13 protein-coding genes are annotated in these 14,045 nt (G+C 66.1%); 4 read left to right on the top strand and 9 right to left on the bottom strand.

What is annotated here, in order from left to right:
• Positions 1 to 12 precede the first annotated feature (12 nt).
• Positions 13 to 816 carry a nucleoside triphosphate pyrophosphohydrolase gene (gene mazG / locus NDB2M1_RS11855; RefSeq protein ID WP_054122505.1) on the top strand — a complete coding sequence of 268 codons (804 nt, stop codon included), beginning with the start codon at positions 13 to 15 and terminating at the stop codon, positions 814 to 816.
• Here mazG and hflX read toward each other — a convergent pair whose 3' ends face one another.
• From hflX to dusB, 7 genes are all read right to left on the bottom strand, one after another.
• The gene (gene hflX, locus NDB2M1_RS11850; protein ID WP_072382515.1) at positions 817 to 2,154 is read right to left on the bottom strand and encodes a GTPase HflX; all 1,338 of its coding nucleotides are present in this window, start codon (positions 2,152 to 2,154) and stop codon (positions 817 to 819) included. It abuts the gene before it with no gap.
• A 23-nt stretch (positions 2,155 to 2,177) separates the two neighbouring features.
• On the bottom strand, positions 2,178 to 2,753 hold the full coding sequence (hfq, locus tag NDB2M1_RS11845; protein ID WP_072382514.1) for an RNA chaperone Hfq: 576 nt from the start codon (positions 2,751 to 2,753) through the stop codon (positions 2,178 to 2,180).
• Between the two features lie 225 nt (positions 2,754 to 2,978).
• Complete coding sequence (locus NDB2M1_RS11840; RefSeq protein WP_054122507.1) at positions 2,979 to 4,364, bottom strand: nitrogen assimilation response regulator NtrX; 1,386 nt, start codon at positions 4,362 to 4,364, stop codon at positions 2,979 to 2,981.
• A gap of 26 nt (positions 4,365 to 4,390) precedes the next feature.
• Positions 4,391 to 6,577: a sensor histidine kinase gene (locus NDB2M1_RS11835; RefSeq protein ID WP_253185867.1), complete on the bottom strand. Its 2,187-nt coding sequence runs from the start codon at positions 6,575 to 6,577 to the stop codon at positions 4,391 to 4,393.
• A 162-nt stretch (positions 6,578 to 6,739) separates the two neighbouring features.
• Positions 6,740 to 8,173, bottom strand: coding sequence for a sigma-54-dependent transcriptional regulator (locus NDB2M1_RS11830; protein ID WP_072382510.1), 1,434 nt, complete (start codon positions 8,171 to 8,173; stop codon positions 6,740 to 6,742).
• Positions 8,170 to 9,282 (bottom strand): two-component system sensor histidine kinase NtrB, encoded by a 1,113-nt coding sequence (locus tag NDB2M1_RS11825; RefSeq protein WP_072382509.1) that lies wholly within the window; start codon positions 9,280 to 9,282, stop codon positions 8,170 to 8,172. The genes NDB2M1_RS11830 and NDB2M1_RS11825 overlap by 4 nt, the downstream gene beginning before the upstream one ends.
• A complete protein-coding gene (dusB, locus tag NDB2M1_RS11820) occupies positions 9,279 to 10,319 on the bottom strand; it encodes a tRNA dihydrouridine synthase DusB (protein ID WP_072382507.1) in 1,041 nt (346 codons plus the stop codon). The genes NDB2M1_RS11825 and dusB overlap by 4 nt, the downstream gene beginning before the upstream one ends.
• 74 nt (positions 10,320 to 10,393) lie before the next feature.
• Between dusB and NDB2M1_RS11815 the strand changes: the two genes are divergently transcribed.
• Genes NDB2M1_RS11815 through NDB2M1_RS11805 form a run of 3 tightly spaced genes read left to right on the top strand, consistent with a single transcriptional unit; the run spans position 10,394 to position 12,630 of the window.
• Positions 10,394 to 11,551 (top strand): bifunctional 2-C-methyl-D-erythritol 4-phosphate cytidylyltransferase/2-C-methyl-D-erythritol 2,4-cyclodiphosphate synthase, encoded by a 1,158-nt coding sequence (locus NDB2M1_RS11815; protein ID WP_072382506.1) that lies wholly within the window; start codon positions 10,394 to 10,396, stop codon positions 11,549 to 11,551.
• Between the two features lie 13 nt (positions 11,552 to 11,564).
• Positions 11,565 to 12,122: a hypothetical protein gene (locus tag NDB2M1_RS11810; protein WP_072382505.1), complete on the top strand. Its 558-nt coding sequence runs from the start codon at positions 11,565 to 11,567 to the stop codon at positions 12,120 to 12,122.
• Between the two features lie 4 nt (positions 12,123 to 12,126).
• Complete coding sequence (locus tag NDB2M1_RS11805) at positions 12,127 to 12,630, top strand: CinA family protein (protein ID WP_072382503.1); 504 nt, start codon at positions 12,127 to 12,129, stop codon at positions 12,628 to 12,630.
• Here NDB2M1_RS11805 and NDB2M1_RS11800 read toward each other — a convergent pair.
• On the bottom strand, positions 12,591 to 13,052 hold the full coding sequence (locus tag NDB2M1_RS11800; protein ID WP_054122515.1) for a type II toxin-antitoxin system RatA family toxin: 462 nt from the start codon (positions 13,050 to 13,052) through the stop codon (positions 12,591 to 12,593). The genes NDB2M1_RS11805 and NDB2M1_RS11800 overlap by 40 nt on opposite strands.
• A gap of 6 nt (positions 13,053 to 13,058) precedes the next feature.
• Complete coding sequence (gene lipA, locus NDB2M1_RS11795; protein ID WP_072382501.1) at positions 13,059 to 14,000, bottom strand: lipoyl synthase; 942 nt, start codon at positions 13,998 to 14,000, stop codon at positions 13,059 to 13,061.
• Positions 14,001 to 14,045: the final 45 nt, after the last annotated feature.

The raw sequence follows: 14,045 nt of genomic DNA, 5'->3' as shown, positions 1-14,045 counted from the left end.
GGATCGAGCTGTATGAGCGCTTCACCCGAGGTCTCCCCCGCTGCGCAAGCGCCCGAGGCATCGGGGATTGCGCGGCTGCTCACGATTATGGCACGGCTGCGTGATCCGGACAGCGGCTGTGAATGGGATGTCGCGCAGACATTCGCGACCATCGCGCCATACACGATCGAGGAATCCTACGAGGTTGCCGACGCGATCGAACGCGAGGACCTTCCTGCGCTGCGAGAGGAACTGGGCGACCTGCTGCTCCAGGTCGTGTTCCATGCGCGGATGGCCGAGGAACTTGGCGCATTCGATTTCGATGCGGTAGCGCAGGCGATTTCGGACAAGATGACCGAGCGGCACCCGCATATCTTCGGAGACGAAGCCGATCAGGGCCAATCGCGCGAAGTGCGCTGGGAGGCACAGAAGGCCGCCGAGCGCGAAGCCAAGGGCGCAACGAGTGCTCTGGACGGCGTCGCGCTGGCGCTCCCCGCGCTGATGCGCGCGGAGAAGCTGCAGAAGCGTGCGGCACGGGTCGGCTTCGATTGGCCGGATACGGAAGGCCCGCGCGCCAAGGTCATCGAGGAAATCGCGGAGCTGGACGCCGCCGAGACCGAAGCCGAAAAGCTTGATGAAGCGGGCGACCTGCTCTTCGCGGCGGTCAATCTGGTGCGCCGTTATGGCATTGCGCCGGAAGATGCGCTGCGCCACGGCAACGCCAAGTTCGAGCGGCGGTTTCGGGCCATGGAAGCGCTCGCAGGTGACGACTTTCCGAAGCTCTCGCTCGACGAGCAGGAAGCGCTCTGGCAACAGGTCAAGACCGCCGAGCGCTGATTACATACGAGAGTAACGCCCGAATTCGCGAGGCGTAAGCCGGACCGTGAGGCGCTGCACAGGCGCTCCCGCCGCGTCGGTCCCTGCGGTTTCCGACAGGACTTCACCGTGGGCATGGAGCCAGGCGAGTTTGTGCCCTTCGCTCATCGGCAGCGCGAGTTCGAGCACTTGCGCCCCGCCCGTCAGCAAGTCGCTCAAAAGTGTGACGAGATCGTCGACACCCTCGCCGGTCTGCGCCGAAATCGGGACAACCTTGCGGTCTGGCACGCCGGCAGCGATCAGGTCGCGGCGCATCGCGCGGTCTTCTTCCGGGAGCAAGTCCCACTTGTTCCACGCTTCGATGATGGGGACGAGGCTGCCGCCCTCCCCGATCACCCCGAGATCTGCGAGAATCTCCTCGACCTCGATCTTCTGCGCCGAGGTCGCGGGATTGGCGATATCGCGCACGTGGACAATGACATCAGCCGCCGTGACTTCTTCCAGCGTCGCGCGGAAGGCGGCGACAAGCTGGGTGGGCAATTCGGAAATGAACCCCACCGTGTCCGACAGGATCGCCTTGTCGAGCCCCGGCAGGCGGATCGCGCGCATCGTCGGGTCGAGCGTGGCAAAGAGCAGGTCCTGCGCCATCACGTCGGCGCCGGTCATCCGGTTGAACAGTGTCGACTTTCCGGCGTTGGTATAGCCGACCAGCGCGATCACCGGCCAAGGCGCGCGCTGGCGCCGTTCGCGGTGGAGGCTGCGGGTGCGGCGGACTTGTTCGAGCTCGCGGCGGATGCGCGCCATGCGTCCGCGGATCAGGCGGCGGTCCGCCTCAATCTGCGTTTCGCCGGGACCGCCAAGGAAGCCGAAGCCGCCGCGCTGGCGCTCGAGGTGGGTCCAGCTGCGCACGAGGCGGCCGGCCTGATAATCGAGGTGCGCGAGTTCGACCTGCAGACGGCCTTCCGCCGTCGCGGCGCGCTCGCCGAAGATTTCGAGGATCAGCCCGGTGCGGTCGATGACCTTGCGCTCGAGCTTGTCTTCAAGGTTGCGCTGCTGGATCGCGGACAGTGCACCATCGACAATGACGAGTTCGGCATCGGACTGGTTGATCGCCACGCCGATTTTCTGCACCTGCCCTTCGCCGAACAGGGTGGCGGGGCGGACGTTGCGAATGGGGAGCGCAAAGGCGTCAACGACGTCAATACCGATGGCGCGGGCGAGGCCCTGCCCTTCTTCCAGTCGGGAATCGGCATCAAGCCCCCCCTTCTGGCGCAAGTCGGGGAGCACGACGACGGCTCGGGCGCCGCGCGTGACTTCCCCGACAAGCTCGGTCTCACGGCCGAATTCGAATTGGCTCATCCAGATTCGGCCTTGGGTTTCAATCAGTTCGCCTCGCCGTCCCATTCACCGGACAGGTCGACGTGACCGGCAGGCTGGATGGTCGAGACGGCATGCTTGTAGGCGAGTTGCACATAGCCCTCGCGTTCCAGCAGCATGCAGAACAGATCGTAGGCTGCGACGCGGCCCTGCAGCATTACGCCGTTCACCAGGAACATCGTCACCTGTACGCCGGCATCGCGGACGCTGGAGAGGAACACGTCCTGCAGCAGGCGCTTCTTGGAGGAATCGTCGTTGCTGGGCGCGAAGTGGGCCGCCGCGAGCTGCTGGCCGGGCATGATCGTCGAGATCGCATGCTTGTAGACCAGCTGCGACTGGCCGTCGCGCCGCAGGAGGATCGAGAAGTTGTCGAACCAGGTGACAATGCCCTGCAGCTTGACGCCCTTCACCAGGAACATCGTGACAGGGATCTTGTTCTTGCGGAGGAAGTTGAGGAACACGTCCTGAAGGTTCTGCCCCTTCCCTGCAACGAGCGCCACCGGTGGTGGTGCGGCGGCTTCCTCTGCGGGAGTGGGTTCAACCTTGGCGCGCGGGCGCGCGGAGAGGGTTCTACCGTTCATTTTGAGGTGTTTTCCTTTCGTTTTTTGGTGCCCGATTTCCTCGCGGAAGGCGGACACGATCTGGCAGGGCCCGCACTCACCCTTTTCTTCAACGGCCCAAGGCCGAATCTGATCTAGGTTTCGCGCGGCGCCACAGCCGGTCAGCGGGAATGATCCTAAGTTAGGATCGCAGCTTCGTACAGGGGCAAAATAGGTTAAGCGCCCAGTTACGTAACGAATTGGCGCTCAGTCCAGCTCTTCGTCCTCCCGCCGCTCGGCCATGCCAAGGAGCTTGAGCTTGCGGTGCAGCGCCGAGCGCTCCATGCCGATAAAGCTCGCGGTCTTCGAGATATTGCCGGAGAAGCGGCGGATCTGGACCTTGAGGTACTCGCGCTCGAAGTTCTCCCGTGCCTCACGCAGCGGCACGCCCATCAGCGCCGACGTGCTGGTATCGCCGCCGAGCCGTGTGGTGACGATTTCGGCCGGCAGCATGTCCGCATCGATCCGGGTCAGCCGTTCGCGCGGGGCGAGGATGATCGTGCGTTCGACCACGTTGCGCAGCTGGCGGACGTTGCCGGGCCAATCGTAGCTCTGCATCGCCGCGATGGCTTCGGGCGAGATCGCAGGCGGCTGCACGCCCTGCTCGTTGGCATAGCGCGAGAAGAAGTGGTCGGCGAGCGCCGGGATGTCCTCGCGCCGCTCGATCAGCGAGGGGATCGAGACCGGCACGACGTTGAGCCGATAGTACAAGTCCTCACGAAACCGCCGCTCGGCGATTTCCTTCTCCAGCGGACGCGAGGTGGAGGAGACGACCCGCACATCCACGCGGATCTGGCGGTGGCCACCGACGCGCACGAACGACTGCTCCGTCAGCACACGCAGGATCCGGGCCTGGCTGGAGGCCGGCATCTCGGCGACTTCGTCGAGGAACAGCGTGCCGCCGTCGGCCATCTCGAGCAGCCCTGCCCGCACCAGCTTGCCGTCGATCTCCTCGCCGAACAGTTCCTGCTCGAAGCGTTCGGGAGTGATGCGCGCGGAATTGACGGTGACGAAGGCGTGGTCGGCACGCGGGCTCCACGAATGAAGCAGCCGCGCGGCGACTTCCTTGCCCGAACCGGCAGGACCGGTGATGAGGAGGCGGCTGCCGGTATTGGCGACGCGCTTCAGGGTCGCGCGCACGGCATTGATCGCGCTAGAATTGCCAGTGAAGCCGTCGGCCATCGAGAGACCCTGCCTGAGGCGCGCATTCTCACGGCGCAGGCGTTCTGTGGCGGTCGCGCGCTCGACAAGGAGCAGCAGGCGCTCGGCCTCGAACGGCTTTTCGAGGAAGTCCATCGCGCCGCGGCCGATGGCGGAGACGGCGGTATCGATATTGCCATGACCCGAGAAGATGATGACCGGCAGTTCCGGCTCGCGCTTCTTGATCTCGTCAAGCACTTCGAGGCCATCCATCGGGCTGCCGTGGAGCCAGACGTCAAGGAGAACGAGGCTCGGCCGCCGCTCGTCGACTGCTGCCAGCGCCGCGGTGCTGTCGGCCGCCGTGCGGCAGCCATAGCCTTCGTCGCTGAGCACGCCGGCGACAAGCTCGCGGATATCGCGTTCGTCGTCCACGATGAGGATGTCGAGTGCCATTGGTCGGGTGGTCCTGAGGGTCTGGTCTAGCTGTTGGCGGGAACCGTGGGCGTATCGGCGGGAACTTCGGCGGCCATCGGATTGCGCGCGAGGCGCAAGATCACCGAAGTGCCACCGGCTTCATTGGCAGCAAACGCCATGGTGCCGCCGTGTTCCTCGACGATCTTGTTGACGATGGCGAGGCCGAGCCCGGTGCCCTTCTCGCGCGTCGTCATGTAGGGTTCGAGAATGCGGTCGCGCTCTGCCGGCAGGCCGACGCCGTTGTCGGCCACGGTCACGGTGACGGCATGACGGTCTGCGACAAGGCTCACCGCAATCCGACCGCGGTAGGCGATGTCCTCGGCCTTGCCGCGCTGCTCGATCGCTTCGATGGCGTTCTTGAGCACGTTGGTCATGGCCTGACCGATCTGGTGGCGGTCCGCCTCGACGGGAACCTGCGCCTCGCCATCAAAGGTGAAGGTGATGTCGCTGTGTGCCACTTCCTGCAGGAACAGGGCCTGGCGGACGAGGTCGCTGGCATCTTCCGGACGAAACACCGGCTTGGGCAGGCGAGCGAATGAGGAAAACTCGTCGACCATCTGCCTGAGATCGCCGACCTGTCGGATGATCGTCGCTGTCAGTTCCTCAAACAGTTCCGGGTCGGTTTCGATCTGGCGGCGATAACGGCGCTTGAGGCGCTCCGTCGCGAGCTGGATCGGGGTCAGCGGGTTCTTGATCTCGTGCGCGATGCGGCGCGCGACGTCGGACCAGGCCGCGCGGCGCTGGTCGAGCAGCTGGCGGGTGATGTCCTCGAAGGTGATCACGTGGCCGTTGCGGTCCGCGGTGACCTTGACCGCAAGCGTCAACAGATCGCCGCCTTGCGCATAGTGGACCACGCCGCTGCGCTCGCCGCCCGCGACGAACTGCGCCAGCTGCGGGGCGACGTCCGCCAGCGGCGCACCGACCGGATCGCGTGCGACATCGTCTTCACGCGCGGGATAGAGCAGCGCCTGCGCCGAACTGTTCATGAGGCGGATGCTCCCTTCGCGGTCTACCGAAACGATCCCGGCGGTGATCGATTCCAGCACGGCTTCGATGAACGCGCGGCGAACCGCAAGTTGGGCGTTCGCGCTGACTAGGGCCTGCGTCTGTGCTTCGAGCTGCGCGGTCATGCGGTTGAACGCGCGGGCAAGCAGGCCGACCTCGTCGGTCCCGTTGCCGGGCTGCACGCGCATCGCGAAATTGCCGCTGCCGACGTTGCGCGCCGCCGAGACCAGCTCGACCAGCGGGGCGACTTGCCGGTCGGCAAAGCGCAATGCGACCCACACTGCCAGCGCGACCAGCATGAGGCTGATCACCAGCAGCGCGATATTGAAGCGCAGCTGCAGCGCGCGGGCGCGGCGGGTGAGGAAGTCATAAGCCTTGAGCACGCTCTGCGCGCGCTGCCACTGATTGAGCGCCAGAGCATCGGAATTGCGGGCGACGTAGAGGTAGATGCCGCGCTGGCGGTCGACCGGGGTGACGGCTTCGATCCGGGCGGCCGACGCGGTCACGACGACAGGCTCGCCGCCGTCAAGCCGCGCCAGCTCGGCCGGGGTCACGCGTTCGCGCTGTTCGCTGCGGGCGGGATCGACGATGGCGGCCGTGCGCAAGGTCCCGTCCGGGCCACGCTCGATCAGGGCGGATTCGTTGAGCTTGCGGTTGATGACCTGCCACGAATAACCCTCGGCGAAGTCCTGGCTGGTGATCGGTGCCTGCCCGAGGTAGTCGCGCAAGTCGCCGGCCATGGCGACACTTTCGTTGCCGACATCGCGCAATTTGTCCGCATAGTACCCGCGCGCGAGGCTGTTGGCGTTCTCCAGCATGCCGCGCGAGTTGTCGGAAAACCAGAATTCGACACCGGACTGGAACAGCAGCGAGGCGAACACCACCACCAGCAGGGTCGGGATCGCCGCGATCAGCGAGAACAGCCACACGAGCCGCACGTGAAGCCGGCCGCTGCTGCCCAGCACGCTGCGCGCCGCGCGACGCAAAGCCAGACGGCGACCGATCAGGACGATCAGCGCCATCGCCGGAACAAGCGTGCCGATCAGCAAACTGGCAGTGAGGCGCGAAGGCAGCAGCTGGTTGGTATTGCCGCTCGTCGAAAGCGCCATCCAGGTGACCGACACCATCAGCGCAAGCGCCATGACCGCGGTCATTTCCAGCAGCAGGAATACGTTGGCGCGGCGCATGGTCACCAGCAGGCGGCGATACCACCTGGGAGAGCGCCGCATGCCGCGTTTGCCAGCCTGAACCATCGTTGCTGATCTACAACACTGCTGTTGCAGGAATGCAAGCCGATTCGACGAAAGGGCAACTACGTGCGGCAGACAACATGGGCGCCTGGAGTGACGTCAGCCTCTCGATCCGGCCTCATCAGGATCGATGGCCAGTTCCGAGAGCCGCTTGCGCAATGTGTTGCGGTTGATCCCGAGCAGACGCGCGGCGCGCAGCTGGTTGCCACCGGTGACGGCCAGCGCGTGGAGAAACAGCGGGCGCTCGAAAGCAGCGAGTGCGGCGCTGTAGAGCTCGCCTTCGCCCGGCTGCTCTTCGGCGAGCCAGCTTGAAAGCGCCTCGGCAAAATCGGCTGCGGGAACCGGAGCGGCGAGGCCGGGCTGCGGCTGCGCACGGTCCTGCGCCAGCAGCGGTTCGATGGCGCCGGCGTCGATCACCTCGTCGCGGGCGAGGAGTGCGAGGCGGTAGACGAAATTGCGCAGTTCGCGCACGTTGCCGCGCCATGGCTGACGGGAGAGCAGCGCTGCGCCGGCCGCAGTGAGCTGGCGGCGCGGGAGCCCCTCACCCGCCGCGCGGACCAGGAAATGGCGGGCCAGCGCCTCGATGTCGTCCGACCGCTCGCGCAAGGGGGGCAGCGAGATCGGCACGACGGCGAGGCGGTAGTAGAGGTCCTCGCGGAACGTGCCCGCCGCGATCATGGGCTCGAGATCGCGGTTTGTCGCGGCGACGATGCGGCAGTCGAGGGTGATCTCCTCGGTCCCGCCGACGCGGCGGATGCGACCCGATTGCAGCGCTCGCAGCAGCCGGGTCTGCGCTTCCAGCGGCATGTCGCCGATTTCGTCGAGGAACAGCGTACCGCCCCGCGCCTGCTCGAACTTGCCGATGCGGCGAGTGACGGCGCCGGTGAAAGCCCCCTTCTCGTGGCCGAACAGCTCGCTTTCGATGAGATCGCCGGGGATCGCCGCCGTGTTGACCGCGATGAACGGCCCCGCGCTGCGCTTGCCCAGCTGGTGGATCGCCTCGGCCACCAGTTCCTTGCCGGTGCCGGATTCGCCGAGGATCAGCACCGTCAGATCGTTGCGCAGCACGCGCGTGATCATGCGGTAGACCGTCTGCATGGCCTGGCTGCGGCCAACCAGTGGCAGCCCCGGCGCAACGTCATCGGCCACATCGTCGAGCCCTGCGCTCTCGCTGGAGCCGATCGCCTGCTGCACGGTGCGCACCAGTTCATCGAGATCGAAGGGCTTGGGGAAATACTCGAAGGCGCCGGTATCGCTTGCGCGCACGGCGGTATCGAGCGTGTTCTGCGCCGAGAGGATGATGACCGGCATAGTCGGTGCCGCCTCGCGGACGCGCCCCAGCGTTTCCATGCCGTCGCCATCGGTGAGAACGACGTCGGTCAGCATCAGGCCGAACTGTTTCTCCGCCAGCACGGCATCGCGATCTGCAATCGAAGCGCAGCGCGTGACGTCATACCCTTCGGCCTCGAGTGCGGCAGTGATGACGAGCGCGATGGAGGCATCGTCCTCGACGAGCAGGATGCGGCGTTTCATAGCTTTGAGCTTCCGGCGACAGGCAAGTGCAGGCGAAAATGCGTCCACCCGCGGACTTCATCGCGATCGTGCGTCACACGGCCATTCATCTCGCGCACCAGTTTCTGGACGAGCGCGAGGCCAAGGCCCTGCCCGTTCTTCTTGCCCGTCACGAAAGGATCGAAGATGTGGTCGCGGAGCGCCGGATCGATGCCGGGGCCGTTGTCGCTCACGCGCAACTCGATCGGCAGGCGCAGCGGCTTGCCGCCCGGCCCGGCGTGAAGCTGGATGCCGCTGGCAAAGCGGGTGCGCACGGCAATGCGCGGCTCGCGCGCCGCTTCGCAGGCCTCGCGCGCATTGGTGAACAGGTTGAGCAAGACCTGCACCAGAGCATCGGGATTGGCCATGACCGGCGGGAGCGAGGGATCGAACTCTTCCTCGACCACGAACCCGCCATGCCCCGCCGCCACGACCGCCTGTGCGCGCCGCACGGCTTCGTGCAGATTGCAGGGGCTGTCGGGCTCGCGGCCCCGGCGGGAAAGCGACTGCATCTGGTCGACCAGCTTGGCAATGCGGTCGACTTCGCCGGTGATCAGGTCGGTCAGCGCGCGCTCCGCATTACCCACTTTGCGGCCGAGCAATTGGGCGGCGCCGCGAATGCCGGCGAGCGGGTTCTTGATCTCGTGCGCGAGGACTTCGGGCGCGCGCAGCGGCGTGCCCTCCCCCGCCCCCGCGCCGCCGCCGTCGCCGGACAGTGCCTCCACCCCGACGCCTTCGCTCAGCGCCAGCAGTTGCCAGCCCGGGCAATAGGCGACCGGCGAGGTCATGACGTCGATCCGGCGCGCGGGCGCACCGAGGATGCGGACGAGCGAGTCGCGCGCCAGCAACTGTGCTTCGCCTTCCGCAAGACGGCGCAGGATCAGCGGTTCCTCGAAGACGAAGACATCCTCGACCGCTTTGCCGACCAGCCTGCGGGCACCTTGCCCGGCCAGTTGCTCGGCGGCAGGATTGGCAGCGGCGATGGTCAGATCCGGTGCCAGCGTGAACACCGCCATCGGCAGGCTGGCGACGATGCGCTTGGGATCGGGCCGCCCGTCACCGGTTTTGCGCCAGTCGCCGGGACCGCTCATGCAGCCGCGCGGATTGCGGGGGCTGCCCCAATGGCTGCGATCGCGCGGCCATAGAATTCGGCAAGCGAAGCGAGCACCACCTTGGGATCGTCGATGAAGTTCACGCGGTTGCGGAACTCGGCCGATCCGGGCAGACCCTTGGTGTACCAGCCCAAATGCTTGCGCGCCATGTTGACGCCGGTCACTGTGCCATAATGCTCGAGCATTGCGTGGTAATGCTCTGTGATAAGGGCATATTGCTCGGCAATCGACGGCTCGGAGCGCTCCTCGCCGGTGTCGAGCCAGTGCATGACCTGGCCGAGCAGCCACGGCTTGCCGTAGGCGCCGCGCCCGATCATCAGACCGTCCGCGCCGCTCTGCTCGATGGCCTTGGCGGCATCATCGATCCCGCAGATATCGCCATTGACGATGACCGGGATCGAGACCGCGTCCTTCACACGGCGCACGAAGGCCCAGTCCGCCGAGCCCTTGTACATCTGATTGCGGGTGCGGCCGTGGACCGTGATCATCTGCGCGCCGAGGTCCTGCGCGATGCGGGCAAGTTCGGGAGCATTCAGACTGTCATGGCACCAGCCCATGCGCATCTTGACCGTGACCGGCACCTTTACCGCCTTCACCGTCGCCTCGATCAGCGCCGTTGCGAGCGGGATGTCGCGCATCAGCGCGGAGCCGCAATCGCCGCTGACGATCTTGCGCACCGGGCAGCCCATGTTGATGTCGATGATCGCGGCGCCCTTGTCCTCGGAAATGCGGGCGGCTTCGGCCATCTGCGCCGGTTCGTTGCCCATCAGCTGCATCGAGACAGGCTCTTCGGTCGGGTGCCACGCCGCCTTCTGGATCGACTGGCGCGTCTCGCGGATCGCGGCGGGGCTGGCGATCATCTCGGTCACGTTGAGACCCGAACCGAAGCGGCGGACCATCGTGCGGAACGGCAGGTCCGAGACGCCCGTCATCGGCGCGAGCACCACGGGCTGCGCGATGCGCACGGGGCCGACCATGATTGGCGGGAGCTGCGGCGGGACGGGAAGTTCACGCATAAGAGGCTGCCTAAAAAAGAGGCATGCGCTTAGTCGATTGCGCGGTTTGCGGCAAGGACTGTAAGGGGCGAGCCATGAATCTGCCCAAACCTGCTTCCGTCGCCGCTGTTGTTGTCGCCGCTGGCCAGGGTCTGCGCGCCGGCGGAACGGTACCCAAGCAGTTCGCGATCTGGCGCGGCAAGCCGCTGGTCCGCCACTCAGTGGAGGCGCTGGCGAAGGCCGGCGTTGCACCGATCGTGGTCGTGATCCCCGCGAATTGGGAAGAGACTGCGGTCGAAGTGCTGACCGGCGTGCCCGGCGTGCGGTTTGTCCATGGTGCGGCGAGCCGGCAAGGGTCGGTGCGCGCCGGACTTGAGGCACTGGCGGATGACGCCCCCGCCTCGGTGCTGATCCACGATGCCGCGCGCCCTGACTTGCCTGAAGCGGTCATCGCCGCGCTGGTCGCGGCGCTTGTCAGCCAACCCGGCGCCATTCCGGTGCTGCCGGTAGTCGACAGCGTCGTGCGCGGCGCTAACGGCCTGCGCGGCGCCTTTGTCGACCGCGACGGGCTCTATCGCGTCCAGACGCCGCAAGCCTTCCGCTTCGATGCCATCCTTGCCGCCCATCGCGCCTGGGGTGGCGCCGCCGATGCGGGCGATGATGCCGCTGTGGCTGAAACGGCCGGGCTCGCCGTTGCGCTTGTTCCCGGCGACGAGCGGCTCAAGAAGGTAACCTTTGCCGAAGATCTGAAGGATGACAGCATGACACCTGCCGCCGTGCGCACCGGCATGGGCTACGACGTCCACCGCCTCGTCGAAGGTGAGGAACTCTGGCTCTGCGGACTGAAAATCGAGCATACAAAGGGGCTTGCGGGCCATAGTGATGCCGACGTCGCAATTCATGCCTTGGTCGATGCGCTGCTCGGCGCAGTCGCGGCGGGCGACATCGGCGATCATTTCCCGCCTTCCGATGCCAAGTGGCGCGGGGCTTCGTCCGATCGCTTTCTTGCCCATGCCGCAACGCTGGTCGCCGAGGCTGGCTATACGATCAGCAACATCGACGTCACGATCATCTGCGAGGCTCCGAAAATCGGCCCGCACAAGTCGGCGATGCGGGCAAGGCTGGCGGCGATTCTCGCGATTGACATCGCTGCCGTGAGCGTCAAGGCGACAACCACCGAGCGGCTCGGCTTCACCGGTCGCGGCGAGGGAATTGCGGCGCAGGCGGTGGCCACCGTCATCGCCAAGGCTTGAAGGAGCGCGGGGCATGCCGCTGGTTCGCAAGATCGTGTGTGGCGCCGCACTTGCGTCGTTGGGGATGGCCGAAGTTGCTGCCGCGCAGGACCCCGTGTGCCTGAGCGAGCGGGAAGTCACGAGCCTCGTAACCTATGCGCTGCCGGTCGTGATGGAAGGGGCGATCAAGACATGCAGCCCGCAGCTGTCGCCGCAAGGGTATCTTTCAGTGCAAGGCCCCTCGCTGGTGCAGCGCTATGCCGCCCGCAAGAGTGCGGCCTGGCCGGAAGCGAAGGCTGCCCTCATCAAGCTGGGCGGCAACGATGACAAGATGAAGGATGTCGTCGCGAACCTCTCCGACGAGGCCTTGCAGCCTTTTGCGGAAGGCATCGTCTCGGCGATGGTGATGAAGGGGATCAAGCCCGGCCAGTGCAAGGCCATCGAACGAGGCGCGCGCCTTCTCTCGCCGCTGCCGCCGGAAAACACGGCGGAACTCGTCACCTTCATCCTCGTGCTGGCGGACAAGCCCAAGGTGCGCGGTGCGGTAGGCGCCACCAAGAAGTCCAACCTTCCTATCTGCCCGGCAGCCTGAACCCATGGACACGCTGCTCCCCCCAGAACTCACCGCCCTTGCCGCGCGGGTGATTGCCGAGAACAAGGCAGCGGGCCGCATGGTCGCACTGGCCGAAAGTTGCACCGGCGGTCTCGTCGCGGCGGCGCTGACCGAGATCGCGGGTTCGTCCGCTGTTGTCGACCGCGGTTTCGTTACCTATTCGAACGAGGCCAAGAACGAGATGCTCGGCGTCTCGACCGACCTCATCGACACCTTTGGCGCGGTTTCCGTGGCGGTGGCGTGGTCGATGGCGCAGGGCGCGCTCAAGCATTCGCGCGCGCAGGTTGCGGTCGCGATCACCGGAATTGCCGGGCCCGATGGGGGCAGCGAACAGAAGCCGGTGGGCACGGTCGTCTTCGCCAAGGCGGAGCGCGGTGAAGACCCCGAGGCGGTGAATGCCGAACTGAAAGTGTTCGAAACGGCGAAGACCCGCGCCGAAGTGCGGCTTCAGGCGGCGCTCGTCGCGCTCGAGCTCTTGCTGCCGTAGAGCTTTTCCGCGCGCGTCTCGAACGCGGCGACCATCTTGCGGAAGGCGCGGTCGAGATACTGGCCGGCGAGCTTTTCGAAAAGCGCGCTGCGGAAGGTGAAATCGACATTGAAGTCGATCACGCATCCCCCGTCCTCTGCCACGTTGAAATGCCATGTGTTGGACAGCCGCTTGAGCGGACCGTCAAGATACTCGACCGCGATGCGGTGCGGGCGGTCCTTGTGGACGCGCGAGGTGAACTTCTCGCGCAGCGCCGAGAAGCCGACCATCATGTCGGCCACCATCTCGGTCTCGCTGTCGGACTTGATCCGCGTCGCCACGACCCAAGGCAGGAATTCCGGGTAGCGCTTCACGTCGGCGACGAGGTCGTACATCTCCTCGGCCGACCACTGCAGATGGCGCTGCTGGTTGATGACCGGCACTGGGCGTCAGACCCTCGCGGCCGCCTTGGCGAGCTGGGCTTCGCGGGCGGCACGCATTTCGGCGAAGTCCTCGCCCGCGTGGTAGCTGGAGCGCGTGAGCGGGCTGGAAGCGACCTGCAGGAAGCCCTTGGCGCGGGCGATCGCGCCATAAGCCGCGAAAGCCTGCGGGGTCACGAAGTCGACCACCGGCGCGTGCTTGGGCGTCGGCTGGAGGTATTGGCCCATCGTCAGGAAATCGATCCCGGCCGAGCGCATGTCGTCCATCACCTGGTGGACTTCAAGCCGCGCCTCGCCGAGCCCAAGCATGACGCCGGACTTGGTGAACACGCGGGGATCGTGGTGCTTCACTTCTTCCAGCAGCCGCAGCGAGGCGTAGTAACGCGCGCCGGGGCGGATCGTCGGGTAGAGCCGGGGCACGGTTTCGAGGTTGTGGTTGTAGACGTCCGGCCCGGCGGCCATGATCGCCTCGACCGCAGCGCGCATCTTGCCGCGGAAATCGGGGGTGAGGATTTCGATCGTGGTGTTCGGCGTGGCCGCGCGCAAGGCCTGAATGACCTTCACGAACTGCCCTGCCCCGCCATCGGGCAGGTCATCGCGGTCGACCGAGGTGATCACGATGTGCTCGAGTCCCAACTTGGCGGCGGCCTCGGCCACATGCGCAGGCTCGAGCGGGTCGACCTTGCGCGGCATGCCGGTCTTGACGTTGCAGAACGCACAGGCGCGGGTGCAGACATCGCCAAGGATCATCACCGTGGCGTGCTTCTTGGTCCAGCATTCGCCGATATTCGGGCAGGCCGCTTCCTCGCACACGGTGTTGAGGCCGAGGCTGCGCATCAGCCCACGCGTTTCCTCGTAACCCTTGCTGGTCGGCGCCTTGACCCGGATCCAATCGGGCTTGCGGATGCGCGCCGGACGCTCCGGCGCGGCAATCGGGGACTGATCGTTCATGGCGGTTCAGATAGGCGCATGAAGCTTGACTTGAAAGATGCATTC

This window comes from Novosphingobium sp. NDB2Meth1 (assembly GCF_900117425.1).
Lineage (GTDB): Bacteria > Pseudomonadota > Alphaproteobacteria > Sphingomonadales > Sphingomonadaceae > Novosphingobium.
This window is presented reverse-complemented; position numbering and strand designations above follow the sequence as displayed.